Consider the following 23189-nt stretch of genomic DNA (forward strand, 5'->3'; position numbering starts at 1 on the left):
GGGTCATCAGCTAAAAGGCTTAGCGAGTGGGCTTAGCGCCGCGGCCACCGAGCTGGCGGCCTACGTTCTCGTCGTTCTTCAGAGCGGAACGCAGTTCCTTCGGCAGGGAGAAGAGAATATCTTCCTTCGCGGTCTCGACCTCTTCGATGGTGCTGTAGCCGTACTCGGCGAGCAGAGCCAGCACCTCCTGAACCAGCACCTCGGGTACGGACGCGCCGGAGGTCAGGCCCACGGTTGCCACGCCCTCGAACCAGGACTCGTCCACCTGGTGTGCGAAGTCCACACGCTCGGCACGCTTAGCGCCGTATTCGAGTGCTACTTCCTTCAATCGCACGGAGTTCGAGGAGTTCGCCGAACCCACCACAATCACCAGGTCTGCGCGCGGAGCGATCTCCTTGATAGCGCCCTGGCGGTTGGAGGTTGCATAGCAGATATCGTCAGAGGGCGGATCCTGCAGGGACGGGAAACGCTCACGCAGACGCGCCACGGTTTCCAGGGTCTCATCCACGGACAGGGTGGTCTGAGAAATCCAGACGACCTTCTCCGGGTTGCGGACGGTCACCTGGTCCACCTCGTCGGGCGAGTTCACAATCTGGATGTGCTCGGGCGCCTCACCGGCGGTACCCTCGACCTCTTCGTGGCCGGTGTGGCCGATGAGCAGGATGTCGTAGTCCTGCTTGGCGAAGCGCACAGCCTCGCGGTGCACCTTGTTCACCAGCGGGCAGGTCGCGTCAATAGTGTTCAGGGAGCGGTCGCCGGCTGCGGAAACCACCGCCGGGGACACTCCGTGCGCCGAGAACACGGTCACGGAACCTTCGGGAACTTCGTCCACTTCATCAACGAAGATAGCGCCCTGCTTTTCCAGGGTCTCCACCACGTGGCGGTTGTGCACAATCTGCTTGCGCACGTAGACGGGCGCACCGTAGTGCTCCAGCGCCTTCTCAACAGCGATCACGGCACGGTCAACGCCTGCGCAGTAACCGCGCGGGGTGGCGAGCAGGACTTTCTTTTCACCGGTGACGGGTGCGGCGGCTTCAACGTCGGCGCGGCTGCGGCGCTCGCGGGGTATGGGCGGCAGGCCCAGGGTAATAGTTTCAGTGGACATGGTTACTATCCTACGTTGTTCGGACTTTTAGTGTGTGATGACTGTGGCACCGCTCGCAGGGCTACGTCCCAGTGCGATAAGGCGAATCAGAATACCGAGCAGCAGGGCGAGGATCGCCATGACCAGCCCGTAGCTTGCCGCCGCCTGCAAGTGCCCGGTCAGTGACGGTGCAAGCTGGTTCCATGCCCCGGTAATCAGCGCCGTTCCGGCGGTGCTGTGGCTGGTAATTCCCAGGGTTTCAGGGCTTTGGCCGCCAAACCAGGCTGCGGCGCCCCAGCCCAGCAGGGCGTAGAGCAGAGCCGTGACCACCGGCACCAGGATGCGGTGCCTGGGTGCCAGCAACGTAGCCAGCAGCAGGCTCAGCACCGAGATGACGGTCAGCGGCACGGTGGATTTGCCCAGCGCGGCGGCACGGTTAATGCCGGCGTGCAGGAACCACTCCTGCTGCTCTTGCTGGTTGTTGCCGTCCTTTACCCGGTCAATGTTGAGGGTTTCAGGGCCGAGCTTCGTCAGGTCCGGGTCGAAGGAGCCGATAGAGCCGACCTTCGCATCCAGCGCACGGTAGAAGGGGGTGAGCACAATGACGGCGGGACCGTCCTGGTGTTCGAGGTTGTAGCGGCGAGTTTCCTCGGCTATTTCCTTCCAGAGGCTTCGATATTCTTCAGTTTTTGACAGCTCAGCCGCGGAACGGTTGAGCAGGGAACGTATGCCGTCTTGTGTCGGCTTTACAAGAATGGAGTATAAGCCGCTTTGTTTGGTGCCGTCGAGGAAGGTTGTCATAGCTTCGGAGTTCATGAGGTCTTCGACCGCGCCGTCCGCGATGCGTGAGGCGAGCTGCGAATCTTCCGCCAGGGTGGAGGAAATCTGCGAGAAACCACGCTCTGACATGAGCTTTGAGTTCACCCAGGCGCCCGCGGTTGCACCCAGTCCGGTCACCAGGGCAAGGGCGCACAGCACAACGGTCAGGAACCTCCGCAAACCTGCCGCGAAGGGAGGCTCCGGGGCAGCCTGCAGTTCAGCCTTGGTGGGGGCTGCGGTGTGGCCGAGCGTGCGCGTAGGCTGTAGCAGGGTGGTGTCTTCATCCGCTGTGTAGTAACCGTCCGTGCGGGTAATCCGGGTGTCGACGACTCGGGTCGCGTCCGCCGGGTAGTTTTGCGCGCCAGTACCCGCCGCTGACGAAGCCGCGGCGGTGTTGAGGGCGTTGTTCTGATGTGCTGACTGATCGGGTGAGCGCATGAGCCTAGGGTACCCGCTCACAGTGTTCAAAGCCGATTCAGACCCGCAGAATGCGCCAGAAGCTAAGTTCTGCCTGCACTGCGTGCAAGCTACCCGAGTCGCCAGGCTGACCTGTGCGCAGGCGCATAACCGACCAATCAGGGACAATAGAAGGCATGAACTTCTACAACCCCTCCGCAGCGCAACCGGCACCCGCACTGGTGGTGCCACCCGTGCACGAGCGGCAGCTTCCCGGGAAGTCTCAGGAAACCACCGCCACCAACCCCTGGCCCCTCGCCCTGCTCGCGCAGAACCTCAAAAACTACGTAGACAAGGTTCCCGAGCTCTGGGTGGAGGCGCAGGTCGCCTCCCTCAACGGCCGCGGCGGCAACGTCTTCATGGAGCTCAAAGACCTCAACGAAGACTTCTCCTTCACCCTCGCGCTCTTCGGGCGTGCCGGTAGCGGTCTGGCGGCTGATGTGACCGTAGGCGCTCGCATCGTCACCCGCGCCAAGCCGAGCCTGTGGAAGAACGGCAAGCTCTCCCTCATCGGCAAGGAAGTGTACGCGGTCGGCACCGGTAACCTGCACGAGCAGCTGCAGCGTCTACGTGAAGCTCTCGCCGCCGAGGGGCTGTTCTCTGACGCCCGGAAGAAGCCGCTACCCATGCTGCCGAATCGTGTGGGTCTGATTACCGGTCGCGATTCTGACGCGGAGAAGGACGTCATCCGCAACGCCTCCCTGCGCTGGCCCGGCGTGGTCTTCGAGGTGCGCAATACCCGCGTTCAGGGTGAGGGCGCGGCAGCTGAGGTCATTGCAGCTCTCGCCGAACTGGACGCCCACCCGGAGGTGGACGTCATCGTCATCGCCCGAGGCGGCGGCTCCTTCGAAGACCTGCTGCCTTTCTCCGAGGAGGTGCTCATCCGTGCCGTCGCGGCGGCCACCACTCCGGTGGTCTCGGCAATCGGCCACGAAGCGGACTCCCCCATCCTCGATGCGGTCGCCGACCTGCGCGCTTCCACCCCCACCGATGCGGGTAAGCGCATTGTGCCCGATATTTCGGAGGAAACCGCCCGCATCACCGAGGCCCGCGCCCGCCTGGACCGTGCGGTACTCGGCTACGTGGGCATGCAGATGAACTACATTGCGCAGCTGCGGAGCCGCCCGGTGCTCACCCATCCGGAGTCCTCCCTGCTCATGCGTGTGGAGGAGCTGAGCCAGCTACGCGAGCGCACTCACCGTTCGGTGCAGCACCGCCTGGAGCGTGAGTCGGCGACTCTGTCGCATACGTTGGCGCGGGTGCGTTCGCTCTCGCCCGCGCAGACGCTCAACCGCGGCTACTCCATCGTTCAGGATGCCGCGGGCGCTATTGTGCGCGACGCTTCGGCGCTGAGCGAGGGCGAGCAGATTACGGTGCGCGCGGCGACCGGTTCGGCGCAGGCGGCCGTGACTTCTACGGACCCCTCGAACATCTCCTAAACCTCGATAAGTTTTACCCCAAGATTTTTACCCCTGAAAGGTTCCTCAATGAGCGAGAACATTAGCTTCAACAGCGCCGAGCTGGGCGCACCCGTCGAAACCCTCGGCTACGAGCAGGCGCGTGCCGAGCTGGAGCAGGTCGTGCGCCAGCTGGAGTCCGGCGCCAGTGATTTGGAGACCTCCATCGCCCTGTGGGAGCGTGGCGAGGCGCTTGCCGCCCGCTGCGAGGCGTGGCTGCAGGGCGCGCAGGAGCGCCTGAACGCGGCACGCGGCGCACAGGCTGGTCAGGAGAACCTGGCAAACTAAAGCCGCTTCCAGCACCCGCTCTGGCACATCCGCCAGCCGTCAAACAAAAATAGCCTGCCCCGCAGCTCATCAGAACTGCGGGGCAGGCTATTTCTGTCTATATGTAGCAGAGGCGGGAAGGCTAGTGCTTCTGCTTGTAGTCAGCCATGAAGTTACCCAGGCGCTCCAGGGCACTGGTGAGGGTCTGCGTATCGGGCAGGAACACCAGGCGGAAGTGGTCCGGGTCCTTCCAGTTGAACGCGCGGCCGTGGCTGAAGAGAATCTTCTGGCTCTTGAGCAGGTCCAGAGCGAACTGCTCGTCGTCGGTAATGTCGAAGCGCTCAACATCAATCTTCGGGAACAGGTACAGAGCGCCGTCCGCGCTGGTGCAGCTGATGCCGTCAATCTCGTTGAGCATCTTGTGCGCCAGGGTGCGCTGCTCGTACAGGCGGCCGCCGGGAACAATCAGCTCGTTAATGGACTGGTAGCCGCCGAGCGCGGTCTGGATGGCGTGCTGTGCCGGAACGTTGGCGCACAGGCGCATGGAGGCGAGCAGGTGAATGCCTTCCAGGTAGCTGGAAGCGTCCTTCTTCGGGCCGGTGATAGCGACCCAACCCGCACGGTAACCGCAGACGCGGTATGCCTTGGACAGGCCGGAGAAGGTCAGGCAGAGCACGTCGTCGCCGGTGAGGGTCGCCATGTTGATGGCCTCTGCGCCATCGTAGGTAATCTTTTCGTAAATCTCATCAGAGAACACGACCAGACCGTGTTCGCGTGCCACATCCACAATCTGCTTAAGCACGGAACGCGGGTAGACGGCACCGGTGGGGTTGTTCGGGTTAATAACCACGATTCCCTTGGTGCGCTCGGTAATCTTCGACTTAATGTCTTCGATGTCCGGGTACCAGTTGTTTTCCTCATCGCAGAGGTAGTGCACGGGCTTGCCGCCGACCAGCGCGGTGGCTGCGGTCCACAGCGGGTAGTCGGGCATGGGGACCAGGATTTCGTCGCCGGTCTCGCACAGTGCCTGCAGGGTCATCGGGATCAGCTCAGACACACCGTTACCCAAGTAGATAGATTCGGTGTCGAGGTTCATGATGCCGCGGTTCTGGTAGTGGTGCACAATGGCGGTACGTGCCGAGTAGAGGCCGCGGGAGTCAGAGTAGCCCTGAGTTTCGGGCAGGTGACGAATGATATCCATCATGATGGCATCCGGCGCCTCAAAGCCGAAGGGTGCGGGGTTACCAATGTTCAGCTTGAGGATGCGGTGGCCCATCGCTTCCATGCGATTGGCTTCATCCAGAATGGGGCCGCGGATGTCGTACAGGACGTTGCTCAACTTTGAGGACTGACGGTACTTCGTCATGATGATTTACTTTCTAGGGTGATCCAAAATGAATTGTGCTGCGTCATCATCTGCGATGGGGTTGGAACCGCTAGTCAGACGCAACAGGAACGAGAGGTTACCCGTGTCTAATGTAGATGATACGCGGTTAATTGCCGTACGGGCGCTATCTGGCAGGGTACGGCGAATAATGGGCACCAGTTGCTGCTGCAAAAGCGCCGTCGAGGGGTCTTCCAGGGTGACCAGGCGATTCTCTTCAATCGCGGAGTCGCTGCTGTGTAGCAGGGTCACCTGCACGGTGTCTGCGGTGAGGGCGTTGACGCGCTCGGCGGGGTCGTCCTGAATCTTCGGGTCGTGCACACGGTAACGGTAGAGGCTACGCAAAGAATCCACGCCGTAGGTGCCGCTGGAGTACCCGGTCGGGATGGAGAACGCCAGGGAAGACTGCACCTCACGCAGGTTCGCGAGGGAGTTGAGCTTGTGGCGGGCACTCACGGCGCGGGTAGTGACCAGCACATCCTTGTTGGTGGCGCTAGCACCGTTGAGAAGCATGAGCTCTTCGGGCAGGATGCGCGAGATGGCGTTGGTCATGTCGGTGGTGCTCATGGCGCGCAGGTTGATGGGGTCTGCGGAGCGGGTGGAGCTTGCGGTGGGGCTTGCGGTACCGTCCGTAGCATGCGCGGAGGCGGTGCTCTCCTCCGCGGTGGGGGTAGCTGCCGGGGGCAGGGTCACGCCTGCCGCTTGAGCGGAGGCGCTCACGGAGGCGGCGATGCGTTCGTTATGGGCGGCGGCGGGGCTGATTTTGCCGTCGTCGGTCAGGTAGAGCAGTAGGTCGCCGCTGTAGTCGATGACCAGGTCCAACGCTTCAGGGGCGGCGGCAGTGGTGCTACCGGTTTCCTCATCGTCGGGCAGAGTAGCGGTAGGGGTGGCGGAGTTAGCCGAAGGAACCATGAGCCCGCGCAGGGCGGTAGCGCGGCTGTTGTCGGTGTCAACAAGTTCAACGGAGTAGCCAATCTGTCGCAGGGCGCGCGCGTACACGTGCGCTACGGCGCGCATTTCACGCAGAGCACCGTAGCCGATGCGCAGAGTGCCGTAGCTGGACGCGGAAGGGTCCACCTGCGGGGTTGCGTCATTATTCCCGCAAGCGGCAAGTAGCGGCATGAGCGCCAGGGAGGTGAGCGCCGCACGGCGGGTGAGGATCAGTCGGTTCATTAGGGAAGCTTCCGTGCGTTTTCGTCGGCAAGAAATTCGCGGTATTCGCGTGCCCAGCTGGCGGCGTTGGAGTAGCCCATCATGGAGGCGACCTCGTCGATGAGGGTGCCGTAGCGGATGGTGTCCAGCTCAGCGATGGGTACCCAGCGTGCCGTGTCGGAGGAGCCGTTGATTTCGTGGCGCAGTTCGCCGGTGACAATGTGGGCACGGAAAACCACCCGCAGGGCGCAGAAGGGTAGCGCTTGCGGGTCTTTCTGGGTGGAACGCACGGGGAAGTGTCCGGCGTGCACGCCCAGAATGTCTTCAATGGCGACGCTGTAGCCGGTCTCTTCGAGGGTCTCTCGCAGCGCGGTTTCGTCGGCCTGTTCGCCGGGTTCCATGCCGCCGCCAGGCAGGGACCAGAGGGGGCTGAGCGCGCGGTCTTCGGGCACCCAGCGGGTCATGAGCAGCTTGCCCTGCTCAATGATCACTGCGTAGGCTGCGGGTCGGGTTTCCATTGCTAATGCCATGGTTTGATTTTACCGTCTATCGTTCGTTAGCGTTTCTTGCCGCGGCGTGCGCTGGCGGCTTTGGCGGACTGTCGAGCGTGCTGGCGCGCGTTACCGTTTTTCTTGGCGTTGGCGCGCTTTTTATCGCGTGCTTCGCGGCGGGCGTTGGCGGCTCGTGCCTTCGCTTTTTCCTTTGCCTTTTCGGCGGCGATACGTTCGGCGCGTGCCTGTCGGGTTTCGCTACCGCGCTCACTAGTTGCGGTGCGGCCACGCACAATACCGATGAAGTCCTGCAGGAGCGCTTCGAGCTCTTCGCTACGCGGCTCGCCCTTGGGGGCACGCGGCCACACCAGGTGCACCGGGTAGAGGTCCAGGCCCGCAACGGGGCGGTAGGTGAGGTCCTTGCGGTGGTAGAAACGCGCAATGGACATGGGCACAATGTACAGGCCCACACCAGCGGCAACCAGCTCGATGGTTTCCTTATCGGTCAGGCCTTCGGGCACGATACGACCGGCACTCTCACGCCATGCACGGGAGACTTCCTCATAGGCGGGAATATCGGAGGCGGGCTGCAGCAGGAACTCTTCGGCAAGCTCCTCCACGGGCACCTCATCAAGCACGGTGAGCACGTGGTCCACAGGCAGAATGACCACGGGCAGCTCCTCGTAGAGGCGGATGCTGTGGTACTTCTCGCCGTCGGTGCTTGCCGGTTCGCGGTCGGGGCGCACAATGCTCATGTGTGCGAAGGGGTTCTCGGGTACGTCCTTACGCTCAATGGGGGCGTGCTCGGTAGCCTCAGCGCTAACCTCGGCGGGCGCCTCGGAGACAGCAGCACCCTCTTCTGCAGCCTCAGCGGCGGATTCAACGGAGGATACAGTAGCGGACCCAGCAGCGGGGTTAGCGGCGGGATCAATCAGGCACAGGTCCTGATGCAGGGAGTCCAGGCCGCGCGCCTCACGCACGGGCACCTCCGCCAGCTGCACGCGGTCGCCGTAACGCTCGTGCCAGCGGTTGAACCACTTGCCGGGCATAATCGCGGGCACGTAGCTAATGCGCAGCATAGAACGCTGGAGCACGGGGATGGGCAGAGCCTCCGGGGTCTGGATCATCGCCAGCTGCTCGGGATGCAGGTACACGCGGGCGGGGGCCTCGGTGGGCGCTTCGCTTTCTACCTGGTCGGTAGCGTTTTCGGGCGCGCTCTGCTCGGGGTCGATTGCGGTGAGGGCAGAGTCGTTGACGGGCTGCTCTTCGGGGGTGCCTGCGGTGGAGGATGCGGATGAACTCATCCCTCCACGCTAGCACATCTTGGGCGGGGGCATTGAGGGTAGGTGAGTGGCCTCAACCCGGCGAGATAGTGCACCTATCCCCCGCTGAAGGTAGGACTAGTTCTCGGCGATGTTATCCGCAGTGTTCTCAACGGTTTCGCGGTTAATGCGGCGTTCGCGCAGCTGAGTCACAATGACCAGCACCGTAATAACGATGGCAAGGGCGAGCGGGAACATCCACGGCTCCAGGCCGAGGACCGCAAGAATTGCGAAGCCGATCGTGGTGTAGATACACGCCCACATGAAGGTTCCAACCAGCATCGCGGGAACCCAGCGGCGCAGAGGCATTTTTGTGAAGCCGGTCGTGATGATGACCGCGGTTTGCAGACCCACGGTGAGAAAGCAGAGGGGCACAGCAATTACGCCCCACCGGTTAATCAAGCGGCGCGCTTTACGGTAGAGCGGGCTGTCCATGGCTTTGCGGATGCGGTCGAGGCGGGCGCCGCCTTCAGCAGCGAGCGCGCCAAGAGCGTACACGATGCTGGTGCGGACGATTCCGACCACCCACATGAAAGCTAGGGCAACCTCAATTGGGAGTGCGTCAAACCAATCTTTCACCCGGCTATTCTCTCATGAGTGGGCGATATTAACCTGATTGAAGGTTTTTTGAGGCTTCTTATTCGACTTATGGAGGGGTCAGAAAATTTTTTTAAATTTTTTTCAGCCGGGGTTATTGCCTCTTGTCGCCTGCAATGGCGCGGATTTCACTTAGGTAAACCTTAGTTTATTGACAGGCTGTCGCTATTTTCAGCTTGTCACCCGCATGGGAATTAGGATATATTTTTATTACCGAATAGGGCAGGCCTTGTGGGAAGGCCTTCCTAATCGGTCTAGAAGACTTTCTTCCTGTGTGTGATGCTGGAAAAGGAACCCCGCTGATGGGGTTCCTTTTCTTTTTATTCGTTCCTTTCCAGAGGCACATTCCCAGCAAAACAAAACCCCGACAGTACGAACTGTCGGGGTTTTATACACATATCTAGGACAAGGTCTACTTCTTACCCTGATTCTTGTCCTGGCGGTGCAGAGCACTCAGCGGCTTGGGCAACTGAACCGGGTTCCAGGTGTTGCTCACCGCCTCAAAGGAGGAGCCAGCACCGGGGTGACGGTTCGTCGAACGAACACCACCGGTTACCGTAGCACCGGTCGAAAGAGCCGAATCGTTCAGCGAGGCGATATCCAGCGCATCGAACTCGGAATCGTCCAGGACATCCGGCAGAGGAATCTCTTCGGGAATCGGCTGAGCGGGAGCCTGAGTAACAGGTGCCGCAGGTGCCTGACGGACGGGCGAACCGTCACGCAGAGCCTGGCGGGCCACCGGCTGATCCGGGTGAATTGCCGGCTGCTGCGCGGGAGCTACTACCGGCTGTGCAGGTGCCTGGGTGGCTGGTGCAGGCCGAGCTGCTACCGGCTTGGCGGGAGCTTGTACGGGTGCCTGAGCGGGCTGTGCGGGCTGAGGCTGGACAGGCTGGCTCGGAGCAACCGGAGCCTGCGCTACCCGCTGAGGCTGTGCAGCAGTACGCGGTGCACCGGAGGAAGTAGCGGAACCGCTCTCCTGATCGAAGAGCACGCTACCGCGACGAATCGGCTGGAAGCGACTCGGACGCTGCTGGCGACGCTCAGGGCGATGAGCCACAGGCGGCTCGGCAGAACCAGTAGCGGCAGAACGAGTAGGTGCCGGGCGAACAGGACGAGCAGTCTGAGAAGGCGCGGGCGCCTCCTTGCGAGCAGTCACCTCGGGTGCATCCTTGGATGCCGCCACCACAGCATGTGCGCGGCTCGGATTTACTGCCTCGCGGTTCATGCCGCGTACGGGCTTGCGGGTAGCGGGGCGAGCCTGATGTGCAGGCTCTTCGACAGCTTCAGCTTCCGGCGCTTCAGTATCCTCTACAGGCTCAGAAGCGTCATCGTAAGCTTTTTCGTCGTCAGACTCTTCATACGCCTCAGCGTCATTATCCTCGGCATCTTCTGCTTCTGCCTTGGCGCGGCGCGCATCGCGGTTCGCCTTAATCTGGTTGCCAAGAGACTCCAGCAGACCAAAACGGCTTACAGCCCACGCACCACCGGCAAGAATCAGGAAGAGAACAGCCCAACCCCACGCCAGAACACCAAAGAGCGCCAGCATGCCGGTCACCAGGGCAAGCACGCCCAGGCCAGCCGCGACCAGCAGGGCGATACCGCTCGGGCTCGAGGTATCAAAGTAGGACAGCGGCGAGGGCTTCGACTCCTCCACCACCGGAATTTCATCGGTGTAGGGAGCAGTCGGGGAGGAATCACGAATCTGCGAAATAGAAGCCGTATCGGGTGCAGGCTGAACGGCATCCTCCACAGCGTGAGAGGAACGGGAAGAAGCCTGCGGAAGAGCGGAAGAGGGCAGGGAGGTACCCGGCGCCACCGCGTGATCGGAGGACTGGTACGCCTCCGACTCATTCAGTAGCACGCCGGCGGAGGCGAGAATATCCTCAGCGGTACGCTCGGCACTAATCAGGGGACGCTCGGGCTCCACGGAGGGACCAGCGGGCGCGCGACGCAGGCTCCTGGGCACAAACCACAGCAGCAAAATCACGGTCAGAATTACCAACACACCCGAGGTGTTCAACAGCGTCATATCAGGTCGCCCTCTATCGTCCCTTTATCCCTAGACTTTAATCATACCCTTATATTCCCAATGCTTTCCATAAGAGGCAAGAATCGGGCTGGATATGCACATATACCCCAGAAGGAATATGCACACTACAACGTCGTCGCGTCCCTGCACAAGGCACACCCTGGGCCCTCACCCAGTAGCACGCCACGCACATAACGGACACGAACGACGCAAAGGAAGGCGCCCTCCCTCAGGGCTAACGCCCCACCAGAAAGAACGCCTTCCTCAGCGTGGTTGGTATTTATCGGTTGCCCTCATCAGAGAGCGAATGCAGAGTAATTAGCAGTTCTCTGCGACAAAGTCCTTCAGCCATGCGCGCAGGTCGTCACCGAACTCGGGACGCTCAGCAGCAAGAATAACGTTTGCCTTCAGGTAGGACAGCTTGTCACCGGTGTCGAAACGGCGGCCGGAGAAGACCACACCGTAGACACCTTCGCCTTCACCCTCACCCTGAGCCAGAGTCTGCAGAGCGTCGGTCAGCTGAATCTCGCCGCCGCGGCCCGGAGCGGTGTTCTCCAGAACCTCGAAGACCTTCGGGCTCAGAACGTAACGGCCGATCACAGCGTAGTTCGAGGGAGCCTCATCAGCAGCAGGCTTCTCAACCAGGCCGGTGATCTTCACGAAACCGTCTTCGCCCTCAACAGCCTCAATAGCAGCTGCACCGTAAGCGGAAATAGCCTCGCGGGGGACCTCCATCAGAGCAACGACGGAACCGCCGGTGCGCTCCTGGACCTCCACCATGCGGGAGAGCAGGTCTTCCTTCTCATCAATCAGGTCATCACCGAGCAGAACAGCGAATGCCTCATCGCCAACGTGGCGCTTTGCGCGCAGAACAGCGTGGCCCAGGCCCTTGGGGTCGCCCTGACGCACGTAGTGCAGGTCGCCACCCATCTCATTGGTAGCTACCACGGATGCGAGTAGGGCGTCCTTACCCTGCTCAGCGAGCTGCTGCTCCAGAACGGGAACGCGGTCGAAGTGATCCTCGAGAGCGCGCTTGTTACGGCCGGTAATCATCAGAACGTCGTTCAGACCGGCACGGATTGCTTCCTCCACCACGTACTGAATCGCGGGGCGATCAACGACGGGGAGCATTTCCTTGGGGGTTGCCTTCGTTGCGGGCAGGAATCGGGTGCCCAGACCAGCAGCAGGAATAACTGCCTTAGTAACAGACTTAATTTCAGTAGCCATGCCACAAGAATACCCTAAGTTGTAAAGTACTTAAGGCGATTTATAGACACTATGACATGAAAAAATCTTCAACGTGACTAACTACATATCCACAGCGGCCCATTCTTCGGGCTGTAGAGAAAATACCTTCTTCAGAACCCAATGCTATTTTCTGTAATCCTTATACTAAAAAGTAGAATCTACAGCCCAACAGAGTAGGTTGCTTTTTGCCATCTACAAGAACGTTTTCACCCTGCCTCGAAACGCCCCTCAACGCGGAGGCATCATGACCCAAACCAGCCAATCTAGCCCATAGAACCGCTCTCCCCCACCCCACATAAGACCTCACCCGCAAAGACGATGGGACACACCATGCCTCTCAATACCGCAGCTGCCATCAGCAACTCCGACACCGGTGCCAGCGCAGACGATATCTCCCTGGATAAAGACATTCTCCGCTCTCAGATTCGCCCGCGCCGCCTCACAGCACGCAGCCACCGCGACGAACACGGTCAGCAGCAGCTGGCTGATCTTTTTGCCCACCACATTCTCGAGGCGGTTGCGCAGCGGGTCCACTCCCCCGGTACCATTGCGGCGTATCTGCCCACCAAATCTGAGCCGCCCATTGTCCAAGCACTAAACGCTCTCCATGAGCAGGGACACCGCATCCTCGTGCCCGTCGTACGCCCCGGTCGCAAACTCGCCTGGGTGCACTGGGACCCCACCGTTGAGCATCCGCTCAGCCCCATGGGCATCCCCGAACCCGAAGGCGAAGAACAAGACACGCAAGCATTCATTGACGCCGACCTGCGTCTCATCCCCGCCCTTGCTTTTGATGCAGGCGGGCACCGCCTCGGTCAAGGAGGCGGCTACTATGACCGCATTATCCCCCTGCTCAGCGCACAGCAGCTGAAGGAGCAGAGCATCGGCGTGGTCTTTGCCGATGAAATTTATGAAGCTATTCCCTACGACCAGTGGGACGCTATTCTGCCAGTCATCCTCACCGAAGAAGGCGTTTTCCGCACCTCTCAGCAGTCACCGATGTAGCCGGTTGACCAGCACCGCCCACCTCCTGATTGACACCCCAAATCTTCATGCAAAAGCTCAAAGATATGCAGGAACACACGACCAAAATCGCTCAGGAAAAAGGCAAAAAGAAACCAGAAATAGCTTTTTGAGAAGAAACCGCAAATAGCCCAGAGCGTTTCAAAAGCGGTACACTCAAACCACTGTTATTAAACCCGCTCAACGAAAAATCGATACAGAAGGACAATATGCCGGTCTACGTTTACCAGTGCAAGAATTGCAATCACGTCTTTGAACAGCGCCAGTCCTTTAGCGACGATGCACTGCGCGTCTGCCCGCAGTGCGGCGAAGAAACCCTGCGCAAGCGCTACAACACCGTCGGCGTGACCTTCAAGGGTTCCGGCTTCTACAGCACCGACAAGGGCAACTCCTAAACGGGGTTCCACACCAGCCAAAAGAGGGGCGGGGCAACACAGGTTGCCCCGCCCCTCGGCGTTTAAGAAGCACTCCCGGTACGGATGCGCTACACGATATTGTTACCCCAGTGCGGAGGACGCTGCTGACGCATCCATTCCAGACGCTCGCGCTCCTCCGGGGCCAGCGGCTGCGCAGAAGCAGCCGCCTTCTGAGAACTCGCCTTCTGGGGGTTCTGCTTCTGGGCATCAGCTTTCTTCGGGGAAGCCCCCGCGGCAGAGGAAGTACCCGAAGCCACAACCGGAGGCGTCGTCACGCCCACCAGCAGAGGCTCAGCCCCGCTCACCGAGCCGCCGCCGCTCACACGACGGTGCCCACGGCGCGGCTTCGGCGTTGACGAATAGCTAGCCACGGACCTCAGCATCCTCGTCCATATCCAGGTAGTGCAGCACGCGCGCCACCACGGCGTCCGGATCAGCAAATACTTCCAGGGTGCCCAGCGTAATGTAGTTCCAGCCCGTGCGGCTCAGACGCTCCGGCACCAGGCGGGTACGCTCACGCACCGAAGCACGCGCATAATTCGGCTCACCATCGGAGCACGCCACCAGCGGCATAGCCGCCGGAACACTCGGGTTCGAAGAGACCACGGGAGCCACACCCAGCGCGGGAACCGGCTCAGCCGCCAGCTTCTCCGGGGCGTGCGCAATCAGAGCGATATCGCCCTCACCGCGGGTCACACGCACACCGCGAGCCTGCAGACGCGCCACCAAATCGTTCAGCAGCCAGTCGCCCAAATCCGGGGTGTCCGCGTCGTCGACGGCCAAGAACGCGTTACGCGGCAGGGTCTCCGGCACGCGCTGTGCCTTCGCTTCCACCTCTTCACGCGCCTGACGTTCCGCGTGTTCACGCAGCAGGTGGTAGAAATCCACCGCGCCATGATGCAGCTTCTGCGGGTCCAGCTCGGAGGGGTCAATGCACGAGACAATGCGCAGGGCACGGCGTGCACGAGTCAACGCCACCACAAAGCCCTGGCGACCGTGCTCAGCAGACAGCTGACCCAAATCGTAGGACGCCTGACCCAGGCGGGCACGACCCACACCCAGGGAGAAAATCACGGTATCGCGTTCGAGGGTCTCGGCGCGGGTCAGGTCGACCACGCGGAAAGACTCTTCACCAGCGGCGAAGAACGGCCCCAGCTGCGGGTACAAGCTCAAGGCATGACGCACCGACTCAGCCACACGCTGAGCGTGCTTCGGGCTAGCCGTCACAACCGCCAGCGAACGGTCCGGGGTACGGTAGGCGTGCTCCAGTACCAGGTTTGTCACGCGCTCCACCTCAACACCGGGCGAATCCAGGTTCGCGTTATCGCTCACTTTACCGCGAGTATCAATGTACTCAACGGTCAGCGAACCGGCGGGCTGGGCGGAGGCGCGGCTCACCGGAGCCGCATGCAGCTGCGAACCGTAGAACTCACGGTTCAGGTAGTCAAGAATCACCGGGTCCATGCTGCGGTGCAGCATCGCCAGGGTGCGGTTGGGCAGTACGGTAGCGAGCACGTCGAAGGTGCTGTCCAGCTGCTCACCTGCCGGTTCCGGCGCCCCAAAGGTCGGGGCGGACACGATGAACGGCGAGGGGTAACCCGAATGCGGGTCGCCCAGGGCAATCACCTGGTCGGCGCGAGTAATCGCGGGCAGGTTCGCTGCCAGCGGGGTCGACTCGGAGTCCAGCAGCAGCACCGTATCAAAACGCATGGAGGCGGGAACCTTACGCGCCAGGGCGAAGGGGCTCGCAGTCCACAGCGGCAGCAGGGTACGTGCCATCACCGGGGCGTGAGTCAGCAGCTCCTCGAGCACGAACTCGTAGCCGCGCAGCTGGCTCTTCAGGTACGCTGCCTGATCATGCTCAGACTCAATACGCTCAGTCCACACGCGAGCAACCTTCGCCAGCAGACGCGCCGGGGCGCTAGTCATGTGGGCGTAGTCGGCACGGCGGAAACGGGACTCCATATCGCGCAGGCGGTCGCCGTCCAGCAGTTTACCCTCGTGATGCTGCAGCAAGAACTCCAGGGCAGACTGCCACCAGGCAAGCTCCAGTTCAGCGGAAACAACCTCGGTCGGAACCTGACGCGCGTACAGGTCATCGAGCAGCTCCGACAGGCCGCGCTCACGCAGCTTCTGGGTCAGGGCGTCACGCTCCGGCAGGGTCATGAGCAGCACGCGGTCCGCCATGAGGGCGTCCAGGCGCGCGTCCAGGGCATCCAGGTCGGTGCGTACAAAGTCGGTGCCCTCAACGGTGTCAGCCAGGACAATGCCTAGGCCCGCCAGTTCAGACACCAGGGAGTTCAGAGCGGCAGCCAGCTGATCCAGGTTCTCAGGAATCTGCGGGGTGCGGGGCGCCTCAATGTGGCGAATCCACTCGGCACGCTCGGCCTGAACAATCTTCAGCTGCTCGTGCAGGTCACCAATATTCACGCCGGGCAGGATGTACTCCTTTGCCGCGCGGCGCAGGCGGGAACGCTGCATACTGCTCATCTCGATGCCGTTCTCACGACGCCACGAACCGGATGCAGTCGCCGCAATCAGGTCGGTCACTGGACGGTCGTAGACGTCTGCGCGGAAACGCTTGAGCGTCTCACGGATGCGCATCAGAATCGCCAGCTGCGACTCCCACTCGGCGATGGTACGACCCGGGCGCAGACCCAGCATTGCGCTGGTGCGGTTCATCGCCTCGCGCAGGTTCAGCAGGGAGGACTTGAGGGTAATGACCAGGGCGTACGCCTCGGCGGCTTCCTCATCATTGACCAGGCGGGCACGGTACCACGGGGAGGTGCGCGAAGCCGCCGCAAAACCATCAATCTCACCCAGACGCACCAGCTCGGCACGCACCTGCTCACGCTCCAAGAGCGAATCGAGCATAGGGCGGTCAAAACGCACGCGGGTTGCCGGGCCGTCCTCGGAGGCGGTCAGCTCAGCCAGACGCTGCAGCGCCGAGTAGACAGAAATCTGCCAGTTGGCGTCCTTGTTCAGCAGGGCACGAGTGTGGTCGAGCAGCGCGGCACGGGTCGCCACAAGCTCTTCGTTCAGGTCCTCAGAGTTAGGCTCTTCGGCGCCCTCATTACGCACGATTGCGCGAATGAACTCGGCGCGCTGAGCCTCAGCATCGTGCTCGGCAAGCAGGTCGTAGCGCAGGCTCTCAATACCGGTGCGCTTGAGCAACGCCGAGAATTCAGCGAGGGTGGAGCGCTTCTCGCCCACCACGAGCACGGATTTACCGCGACCCATCAGGGCGGATGCAATATTCACGGCGGTACGCAGCGGCTCGGTGCCGGGCGCCGCAGTGATGGTGAAGGAGAATCCGCTGACCGCGGTGTCGACAATTTCCTGGGCGTTCGCATCAGCGTCCAGCAGGAGCATTTCTTCTGCCGGGTCGCGCTGGTCCAGGGGCTGCTGCAGGTTGTGGGCGTTGAGCTCGCGCGGCTTCACGCCGGGAACCTTCAGTGCCGCCAGGTCACGAACCAGCGGGGTGATAGCGGTGTGCGGCAGCTCGCCCAGGCTTTCCTTCAGGTCAGCAAAGGTGGAGATGAAATACTTCGACTCAATGGTCATGCCCGGAATACGACCGGCAGATGCGCGCATACGCTCGATAACCGGCTCGGGGTCCAGGCGGGACATGGAGTTCGCCAGCTGCGCCACGTCCATAGTGCCCAGGTCGATGCCGTACTCCTGCTTGATCTGGCGGACCATCGCCGGGTTCAGGCGTGCGGAACCGGCGAGGCGCAGCTCGAAGTCGTCATCCTTCGGGTGCGGGGTGATGCTCAGCGGCGCCATGAGAATCGGTGCGATGAAGCGCTTCTCGTAGGCGGCGGCATCCTCGCGGGTGTCGTGTGACAGCCAGGAGGCGGTACCCGCCACGAAGTAGCCGGAGTCCAGGCCGTGGTCGGTGGCGAGTTCGTAAATCTTGGTGCGCAGGGTGCGTGCGGAACGCATGCCCGCCTCCAGCTGCGACTTGTCGCGCAGAATCGTGGAGAGGCGGGTCTTACGTCCGGCGAGCAGCTGTGCCAGGCCGGAGGGGTTCGCCTCGGACAGGTCGATGTGCACGTAGTCGACCTGGTTGAAGTCGAGCATCGCGTCGGGACCGGTGTAGACGTCCATCTGTTCCGCCCAGCGCTCAAGCCCCGCCGAGGGGTCAAAGTCCTCGTGGGCGGGGTTCAGGTGTGCGGGCAGCTCGGCGATGTTGATTTCGTCGGCTACTTCGTGGGTTTCCTCTGCTGAGGTCGCGGCGGCTGCGGCGGGCTGAGCGGTATCAGCCGGGGCGCCGGGTGCGTGTTGCGCGTCGGTAGGCTCGGGAATCTGGTTCACGTCGTGAGTGTCCTTGTGGGTCAGTGCGGTGTACGTTTGCGCGTACACACCGAAGATGGTGGTTCTTCCGGGGTCCTCTGCCCGGTGTGCCCCATACGGGGCGGTGTCAGTGCGCGCCTGCGTGCTTAGTATGCCGGTGTGTTTACTTCGACCACATTGCGATGTTCGCAGCGAGTAGCACTACGGTCACCAATACGTAGAAGACCATGGCGGGCAGAAGCGCCCAACGGTACTTGGGTGCCAGTTCGCCTTCCAGGTTGCCGAAGCGCAGGGAGCGGAAGAGGAAGAAGCTCAGGATTGCGCCGGGCAGGTTACCGATGATGACCAGCAGAATGGTCAGGTACAGGGCGTAGGCTCGTTCGGTGCGTTCGTTCTCTGCGCCTGCGAATTTGAGGGTGCCGCCCAGTAGCAGGCTGAGGCATGCGTTCAGGAATGCCACGGTGAAGAAGGGAATCTTCAGGGCTGCTTGGAAGTCCATCTGGGAGTTCGCTGCGCCCAGAGCGATCCACAGCAGTAGCAGCGCGGGGATAATCATGAGGTACCAGAACAGGTACTTACGCATCTTCTCGGTGTTTTCGATGAGCGCGAAAATTGCGGTCACAGGGTGTCTCTTTCAGATGATCTCAGGCGGATTCGGTCGGATTCAGGAGGAGTGAGTGAAGGGGCAGGTGGGCACAGTATTGCCTTGTCAGGCGTCGATTTCGCCCCCATTGTTGAGAGCGTCATCCACCTGGTCCTGCAGGGACTCGCGGCGCTCATGTTCAACGTGTTCAATATAGCGGCGCACGATGTAGTCCAGCAGTACCGACAGCGCAACGAAGGAGTAGTAGGGCTTGCGCTGGGTGCTGATCTGGGTGGGGGTCGTCTGGTAGTGCAGGGAGTACTCGGCGTGTGAAGACATGTAGTTCACACCAATGGCGGTCACCGCAATCATGGGGATGCGGCGCAGCGCCAGCATCTTAATGTGTTCGCGCATGTTCTCGGTCTGACCTGAAAAGGACACAATGATGACCACATCGTCCTGGGTCATATTGTTCATGGCGCTTTCGAACTCATTGCGCGCCGGGATGACGTGGCAGAACTTACCGCACACCTGCATGGACTTGGTAAATTCCTGCACGGCGTTGCGCTGCGCGTAGCCGGTACCGAAGCAGTACACGGTGCGAGCCTCATGGATGCGCTTGAGCAGTCCGCTCAGTTCCATGTGCTCGAGGTAGTCGTAGGTACGCTGAATATCTTCGCGACCGCTCTCAATGAACCGCGGGTTGAAGGGTTCGCTGCGGTTCAGAGAGGACTTAATGAAGTACTTCAACTCGGCAAATCCGGAGAAGTTCAGCTTCTTCGTCAAGCGGATAATCGAGCTGGTCGAAGTATACGTTTTGTGTGCCAAAGAGTTAATCGTTGACTCTGCAACGAACTCTTCGTTTTCTAGCATGAATGCCAAAATTTCCCGTTCAGTTTCACTGAATCGGTGCTGGTTCGCATTCACGACGTCTTGTAAATCCACTCAAAGCTCCTGAATCCGATGGTGAGCAATATATAAATAGTACACGCTCTAGAGTCATCGGCCAGGGTGGGTGAGGACGGTCATCTATCACTTTGAGTGTGTATGCCAGCAGATTTGAGTCTGGGTGCGAGCCTGGATACAGCTTCGCCGGCGGCATCGGTGTTATCCGATACCGCCGGCGAAGTCTATACCTTATGAGGCGTCATGTCGTCAGGCGGTTGAAAGCTGAATCCTCTTAGGAGAGGGTCTTAGCTTCGTTCACCATGGTCTCGAAACGCTCGCGAACCTGGGGAACATCCATGCCGACGATGACCTGGAATGCCTTGCCCTTGCGGACGAGGCCCAGAGCACCTGCGTTCTTGAAGTCTGCATCCGAGGTGCTGACGAGGGACTCATCAGCAACGGAGACACGCAGGCGGGTTGCGCAGTTGTTCACGGTGGTGATGTTCTCTGCGCCACCGAGCAGTTCGAGGAAGCCTGCTGCGCGGGGTGCGTAGAGGTCGCCGTCAGCTGCGGGAGCTGCCGCGCCGCCGTCCTTCTCAGCAGCCTTAGCAGCCTTGTACTCTGCCTTGCTGTAGAGCTTGGTCTCGCCACCGTCTTCTTCACGACCGGGGGTCTTGAAGTCGAACTTCAGAATCATGAAGCGGAAGATCACGAAGTACAGGACGGTGAAGCACAGGCCCACACCAATCTGCATGAGGTAGGTGCCGGAGTGGTTTGCCCACAGCGGGATCCAGTTCTGGAACAGGAAGTCGAGCAGACCGCCACCCATGTAACCAACCAGACCCAGCTGGTACATGATTGCTGCCATGGATGCTGCCAGGATTGCGTGGACCAGGAACAGCGGGGGTGCAAGGAACAGGAAGGTGAACTCGAGGGGCTCGGTGATACCAATCAGGATCGCGGTGAGGCAGACGGGGATCATCAGAGCGAGAACTTCCTTGCGCTTCTCGGGACGAGCAGTGGTGTAGAACGCCGCTGCGATACCGATGGGTGCAAAGACCTTGGAGTTACCGTGCAGTGCGAAGCCGCCGCCGGGGAACAGTTCCTTCAGGGGCTTGTCGCTCTTTGCGAACTCGGTCAGGTGGGTCGGCCAGTCCTTAGCAATACCGTTCGGGGTAACAACATTACCGAAGACGAACGGGGAGTAGATAAAGTGGTGCAGACCGGTCGGAATCAGGAAGCGCTCGAGGAAGGTGTAAACCCACACGCCGAGTGCGCCGGATGCGATGAAGAAGCCCTGCAGGGAGGAGATGCCGTGCTGAGCGTAGGGCCACAGCCAGGAGAACAGGAATGCCACGGGCATCATCAGGAAGAAGCAGACGCCGTAGACGTACTGGGAACCCTGGAAGATACCGAGGAAGTCGGGCAGCTTCTTGTCGAACCAGCGGTTGTGTACCCACACCACGATTGCAGAGATGATGATTGCACCGAAGATACCGGTGTCCATGGTCTTGATACCGGCGATCATCTTCAGACCGGTACCTGCCGCGCTCTTAGAGATGTCGGTGGTGTAGTCCAGGTCGAAGAAACCGGTGCCGCCCTTGCCCCATACCTTGAGCATGGCGCCGACGAAGTAGTTGAAGGTCAGGTAGACCATTGCAGCTTCCATCACTGCACGTGCGTTAGCGGTCTTTGCCAGTGCAATGGGCAGACCGATCACGAAGAGCAGTTCCATCTGGTTGAAGACGGTCCATGCGCCGGACTCCCAAACAGACCAGAAGTGGTTCCACGCGCTTTCCTTATCAGCTGCGAGGGGGATCAGGTCGCCGTTCTGTGCAATGATCGCAATACCGACCGCGAGGCCAGCGAATGCGAAGAGAAGAACGGGTGCCAGCATGGCAGAGCCGAACCTCTGTACTTTTTCCATCATGAGGCTATACGCCCTTTCGGGTTGTCGAGTGAGCGGACGCAGGTGCCGGCGATCGTTGCCGGTCTGCGGTGGCAACACCGTATCTTTATACCCTCAAACGAAAGTATATGAGACGGGTGCCACATATTCTGCGTGCGCTAAATGCCGAATGTGTTTTAGACAGAACTAATAATGCCAGGTCATACCTACCCGCAGGTACCAAAACTGTGAGTTTTGAAAGAGTTTTTCAGAACCTGAAACATATCCCGGCACTGGTTAAAAATACTTGCTGCAGATGAGACTTTTTCCCTATTACCTAGCGCACAGAATCGATAGCATAAACAGTGCACCCATAGGTCAGAGTGCATAAACACTCACCACCTCAATACGCGGTGCGCATATCATTCTTCAACCTCACACATACCCCGGACTTAATACATGCGCTTCCTCACCCTCAATACGCACAGCTGGTGCGAAATCCACCAGATTGCCAAGATCCGTACCCTCGCCAAGTTCATCATTGAACAGCAGGTGGACGTCGTTGCGTTGCAGGAAGTCAACCAGCTCACCTCCACCCCCGTGGTGAAGGAGCCTCTCAACTACCGCGGCGGCGCAGGCGTGCCGGTCCACGAAGACAACTACGCCCTGCTACTCGTGCAGGCACTCAACGAAATGGGCGCAACCTACGAGTGGACCCTCACCGAAGCCCACATCGGTTGGGACCTCTACGACGAATGCGTAGCAATCCTCTCGCGCCTGCCGATTCGCGGCATCAAGCCCATCGACATGTCCCCCGAGTACGGCTACCACCAGGTACAGCGCCGTGCAGCGCAGGCGGCGCTCATCGAAACTGCGACGGGCACCTTCTGGTGCGCAACCACCCACATGTCCTGGTGGGACTTCGACGGCGAGCCCCTCTTCACGCAGGAATACACCCGCCTCTCACAGGCCCTGGCAGAATGTGCCCTCACCGCACCCGTACTGCTCGGCGGCGACTTTAACTCCGCCGCGCATCTGAGCGATGAAGGCTACGCGCTAGTCACCTCCAGCGGTATGGTTGATACCCGCTCGCTGGCGGAGCACACCGACGGCGAAAACACCGTCCACCGCGAAATCGCCGGCTGGGAAGGTAGCACGGACGCCAAGCGCATTGACTTCGTGTTCGCTGACCGACTGCTTACGGTGAACTCGCACGCGGTAGTCTTCCGCGACAACTCCCCCGAAGCCATCTCTGACCACAGCGGTCTACTCCTGGAAATTGACCCCTCCAGCTGGGCACCGCAGAGCCTCCTGACGCCCCTCACCACCCAGTCCTAAGGGCATCAGACTTTAGCCGCCCACAGAGCGGCCCCGCACAACACTCATCCATACCAAGGGAAGGAAGAACAATGACGACCCAAACCCAGTGGTGGCAGGAACCCGTTGTCTACCAGATTTACCCCCGCTCCTTCAACGATTCCAACGGCGACGGCATCGGCGATCTGCCCGGCATTACCGAGAAGATTCCGTACCTCGCCAAGCTCGGTATTCAGGTGCTGTGGCTCTCCCCCATCTACGCTTCCCCGAACGATGACAACGGCTACGACATCTCCGACTACCGCGCCATCATGACCGAGTTCGGCACCATGGAAGACTTCGATGAGCTGCTCGAAACCGCACACAAGCACGGCATCAAGCTCATGATGGACCTGGTCGTCAACCACACCTCCGACGAGCACGAATGGTTCAAGCAGGCACGCTCCTCCAAGGACAACCCCTACCGCGACTA

The 23189-nt window shown here is 60.7% G+C and carries 20 protein-coding genes; 6 read left to right on the forward strand and 14 right to left on the reverse strand.

Going from position 1 to position 23189, the window contains the following annotated elements:
* Positions 1-19: 19 nt before the first annotated feature.
* Positions 20-1105 (reverse strand): 4-hydroxy-3-methylbut-2-enyl diphosphate reductase, encoded by a 1086-nt coding sequence (locus tag HMPREF2749_RS05440; protein ID WP_070593690.1) that lies wholly within the window; start codon positions 1103-1105, stop codon positions 20-22.
* A gap of 27 nt (positions 1106-1132) precedes the next feature.
* Complete coding sequence (locus tag HMPREF2749_RS05445) at positions 1133-2341, reverse strand: dehydrogenase (RefSeq protein WP_070593695.1); 1209 nt, start codon at positions 2339-2341, stop codon at positions 1133-1135.
* Positions 2342-2496: 155 nt separating this feature from the next.
* On the opposite strand from HMPREF2749_RS05445, the gene xseA reads away from it, so the two are divergent.
* Both xseA and HMPREF2749_RS05455 read left to right on the forward strand, forming a co-directional pair.
* On the forward strand, positions 2497-3798 hold the full coding sequence (gene xseA / locus HMPREF2749_RS05450; protein ID WP_070593697.1) for an exodeoxyribonuclease VII large subunit: 1302 nt from the start codon (positions 2497-2499) through the stop codon (positions 3796-3798).
* A 48-nt stretch (positions 3799-3846) separates the two neighbouring features.
* Positions 3847-4104, forward strand: a complete 258-nt coding sequence (locus HMPREF2749_RS05455) for an exodeoxyribonuclease VII small subunit (protein WP_049327598.1) — start codon at positions 3847-3849, stop codon at positions 4102-4104.
* Between the two features lie 121 nt (positions 4105-4225).
* Here HMPREF2749_RS05455 and HMPREF2749_RS05460 read toward each other — a convergent pair whose 3' ends face one another.
* From HMPREF2749_RS05460 to galU, 7 genes are all read right to left on the reverse strand, one after another.
* Entirely contained in the window at positions 4226-5449 is a 1224-nt protein-coding gene (locus HMPREF2749_RS05460) for a pyridoxal phosphate-dependent aminotransferase (RefSeq protein WP_005508453.1), read from the reverse strand.
* A gap of 6 nt (positions 5450-5455) precedes the next feature.
* The gene (locus HMPREF2749_RS05465; protein WP_070593699.1) at positions 5456-6640 is read right to left on the reverse strand and encodes a glycine betaine ABC transporter substrate-binding protein; all 1185 of its coding nucleotides are present in this window, start codon (positions 6638-6640) and stop codon (positions 5456-5458) included.
* Positions 6640-7137, reverse strand: a complete 498-nt coding sequence (locus HMPREF2749_RS05470; protein WP_005505097.1) for an NUDIX domain-containing protein — start codon at positions 7135-7137, stop codon at positions 6640-6642. The genes HMPREF2749_RS05465 and HMPREF2749_RS05470 overlap by 1 nt, the downstream gene beginning before the upstream one ends.
* A 38-nt stretch (positions 7138-7175) precedes the next feature.
* Positions 7176-8414 (reverse strand): LysR substrate-binding domain-containing protein, encoded by a 1239-nt coding sequence (locus HMPREF2749_RS05475; protein ID WP_070593701.1) that lies wholly within the window; start codon positions 8412-8414, stop codon positions 7176-7178.
* Between the two features lie 96 nt (positions 8415-8510).
* Complete coding sequence (locus HMPREF2749_RS05480) at positions 8511-9011, reverse strand: DedA family protein (RefSeq protein ID WP_070593703.1); 501 nt, start codon at positions 9009-9011, stop codon at positions 8511-8513.
* Positions 9012-9441: 430 nt separating this feature from the next.
* Positions 9442-11058 (reverse strand): hypothetical protein, encoded by a 1617-nt coding sequence (locus HMPREF2749_RS05485; protein WP_070593705.1) that lies wholly within the window; start codon positions 11056-11058, stop codon positions 9442-9444.
* A 318-nt stretch (positions 11059-11376) separates the two neighbouring features.
* Complete coding sequence (gene galU, locus HMPREF2749_RS05490; protein ID WP_012903104.1) at positions 11377-12285, reverse strand: UTP--glucose-1-phosphate uridylyltransferase GalU; 909 nt, start codon at positions 12283-12285, stop codon at positions 11377-11379.
* A 351-nt stretch (positions 12286-12636) separates the two neighbouring features.
* On the opposite strand from galU, the gene HMPREF2749_RS05495 reads away from it, so the two are divergent.
* Positions 12637-13311 carry a 5-formyltetrahydrofolate cyclo-ligase gene (locus HMPREF2749_RS05495; RefSeq protein WP_246823506.1) on the forward strand — a complete coding sequence of 225 codons (675 nt, stop codon included), beginning with the start codon at positions 12637-12639 and terminating at the stop codon, positions 13309-13311.
* A 227-nt stretch (positions 13312-13538) separates the two neighbouring features.
* Entirely contained in the window at positions 13539-13724 is a 186-nt protein-coding gene (locus HMPREF2749_RS05500) for an FmdB family zinc ribbon protein (RefSeq protein ID WP_005505091.1), read from the forward strand.
* Positions 13725-13813: 89 nt separating this feature from the next.
* On the opposite strand, the gene HMPREF2749_RS05505 is transcribed toward HMPREF2749_RS05500, so the two are convergent.
* The 5 genes from HMPREF2749_RS05505 to HMPREF2749_RS05525 all read right to left on the reverse strand — a co-directional run bounded on the left by HMPREF2749_RS05505 (position 13814) and on the right by HMPREF2749_RS05525 (position 21442).
* Positions 13814-14116, reverse strand: a complete 303-nt coding sequence (locus tag HMPREF2749_RS05505; RefSeq protein ID WP_141747365.1) for a hypothetical protein — start codon at positions 14114-14116, stop codon at positions 13814-13816.
* On the reverse strand, positions 14109-18110 hold the full coding sequence (locus HMPREF2749_RS05510; protein ID WP_070593711.1) for a DEAD/DEAH box helicase: 4002 nt from the start codon (positions 18108-18110) through the stop codon (positions 14109-14111). The genes HMPREF2749_RS05505 and HMPREF2749_RS05510 overlap by 8 nt, the downstream gene beginning before the upstream one ends.
* Positions 18111-18204: 94 nt before the next feature.
* Positions 18205-18663 (reverse strand): hypothetical protein, encoded by a 459-nt coding sequence (locus HMPREF2749_RS05515; RefSeq protein ID WP_049346409.1) that lies wholly within the window; start codon positions 18661-18663, stop codon positions 18205-18207.
* Positions 18664-18750: 87 nt separating this feature from the next.
* The gene (locus tag HMPREF2749_RS05520; RefSeq protein ID WP_049346411.1) at positions 18751-19569 is read right to left on the reverse strand and encodes a MurR/RpiR family transcriptional regulator; all 819 of its coding nucleotides are present in this window, start codon (positions 19567-19569) and stop codon (positions 18751-18753) included.
* A 235-nt stretch (positions 19570-19804) separates the two neighbouring features.
* Positions 19805-21442 (reverse strand): alpha-glucoside-specific PTS transporter subunit IIBC, encoded by a 1638-nt coding sequence (locus tag HMPREF2749_RS05525; protein ID WP_049346412.1) that lies wholly within the window; start codon positions 21440-21442, stop codon positions 19805-19807.
* 417 nt (positions 21443-21859) lie between these two features.
* Here HMPREF2749_RS05525 and HMPREF2749_RS05530 point away from each other — a divergent pair, with 417 nt between their 5' ends.
* Entirely contained in the window at positions 21860-22738 is an 879-nt protein-coding gene (locus HMPREF2749_RS05530; protein ID WP_070593713.1) for an endonuclease/exonuclease/phosphatase family protein, read from the forward strand.
* A gap of 71 nt (positions 22739-22809) precedes the next feature.
* A partial coding sequence (locus HMPREF2749_RS05535; protein WP_246823507.1) for an alpha-amylase family glycosyl hydrolase occupies positions 22810-23189 on the forward strand: 380 nt, incomplete at its 3' end.

This window comes from Rothia sp. HMSC075F09, assembly GCF_001810515.1.
In the GTDB taxonomy this organism is placed as follows: Bacteria; Actinomycetota; Actinomycetes; order Actinomycetales; family Micrococcaceae; genus Rothia.

Excerpts from the sequence above, each read along its gene's own strand:
- HMPREF2749_RS05440 (WP_070593690.1), bottom strand. The coding sequence starts at position 1,105 with ATGTCCACTGAAACTATTACCCTGGGCCTGCCGCCCATACCCCGCGAG.
- HMPREF2749_RS05445 (WP_070593695.1), bottom strand. The coding sequence starts at position 2,341 with ATGCGCTCACCCGATCAGTCAGCACATCAGAACAACGCCCTCAACACC.
- xseA (WP_070593697.1), top strand. The coding sequence starts at position 2,497 with ATGAACTTCTACAACCCCTCCGCAGCGCAACCGGCACCCGCACTGGTG.
- HMPREF2749_RS05455 (WP_049327598.1), top strand. The coding sequence starts at position 3,847 with ATGAGCGAGAACATTAGCTTCAACAGCGCCGAGCTGGGCGCACCCGTC.
- HMPREF2749_RS05460 (WP_005508453.1), bottom strand. The coding sequence starts at position 5,449 with ATGACGAAGTACCGTCAGTCCTCAAAGTTGAGCAACGTCCTGTACGAC.
- HMPREF2749_RS05465 (WP_070593699.1), bottom strand. The coding sequence starts at position 6,640 with ATGAACCGACTGATCCTCACCCGCCGTGCGGCGCTCACCTCCCTGGCG.
- HMPREF2749_RS05470 (WP_005505097.1), bottom strand. The coding sequence starts at position 7,137 with ATGGAAACCCGACCCGCAGCCTACGCAGTGATCATTGAGCAGGGCAAG.
- HMPREF2749_RS05475 (WP_070593701.1), bottom strand. The coding sequence starts at position 8,414 with ATGAGTTCATCCGCATCCTCCACCGCAGGCACCCCCGAAGAGCAGCCC.
- HMPREF2749_RS05485 (WP_070593705.1), bottom strand. The coding sequence starts at position 11,058 with ATGACGCTGTTGAACACCTCGGGTGTGTTGGTAATTCTGACCGTGATT.
- galU (WP_012903104.1), bottom strand. The coding sequence starts at position 12,285 with ATGGCTACTGAAATTAAGTCTGTTACTAAGGCAGTTATTCCTGCTGCT.
- HMPREF2749_RS05495 (WP_246823506.1), top strand. The coding sequence starts at position 12,637 with ATGCCTCTCAATACCGCAGCTGCCATCAGCAACTCCGACACCGGTGCC.
- HMPREF2749_RS05500 (WP_005505091.1), top strand. The coding sequence starts at position 13,539 with ATGCCGGTCTACGTTTACCAGTGCAAGAATTGCAATCACGTCTTTGAA.
- HMPREF2749_RS05525 (WP_049346412.1), bottom strand. The coding sequence starts at position 21,442 with ATGATGGAAAAAGTACAGAGGTTCGGCTCTGCCATGCTGGCACCCGTT.
- HMPREF2749_RS05530 (WP_070593713.1), top strand. The coding sequence starts at position 21,860 with ATGCGCTTCCTCACCCTCAATACGCACAGCTGGTGCGAAATCCACCAG.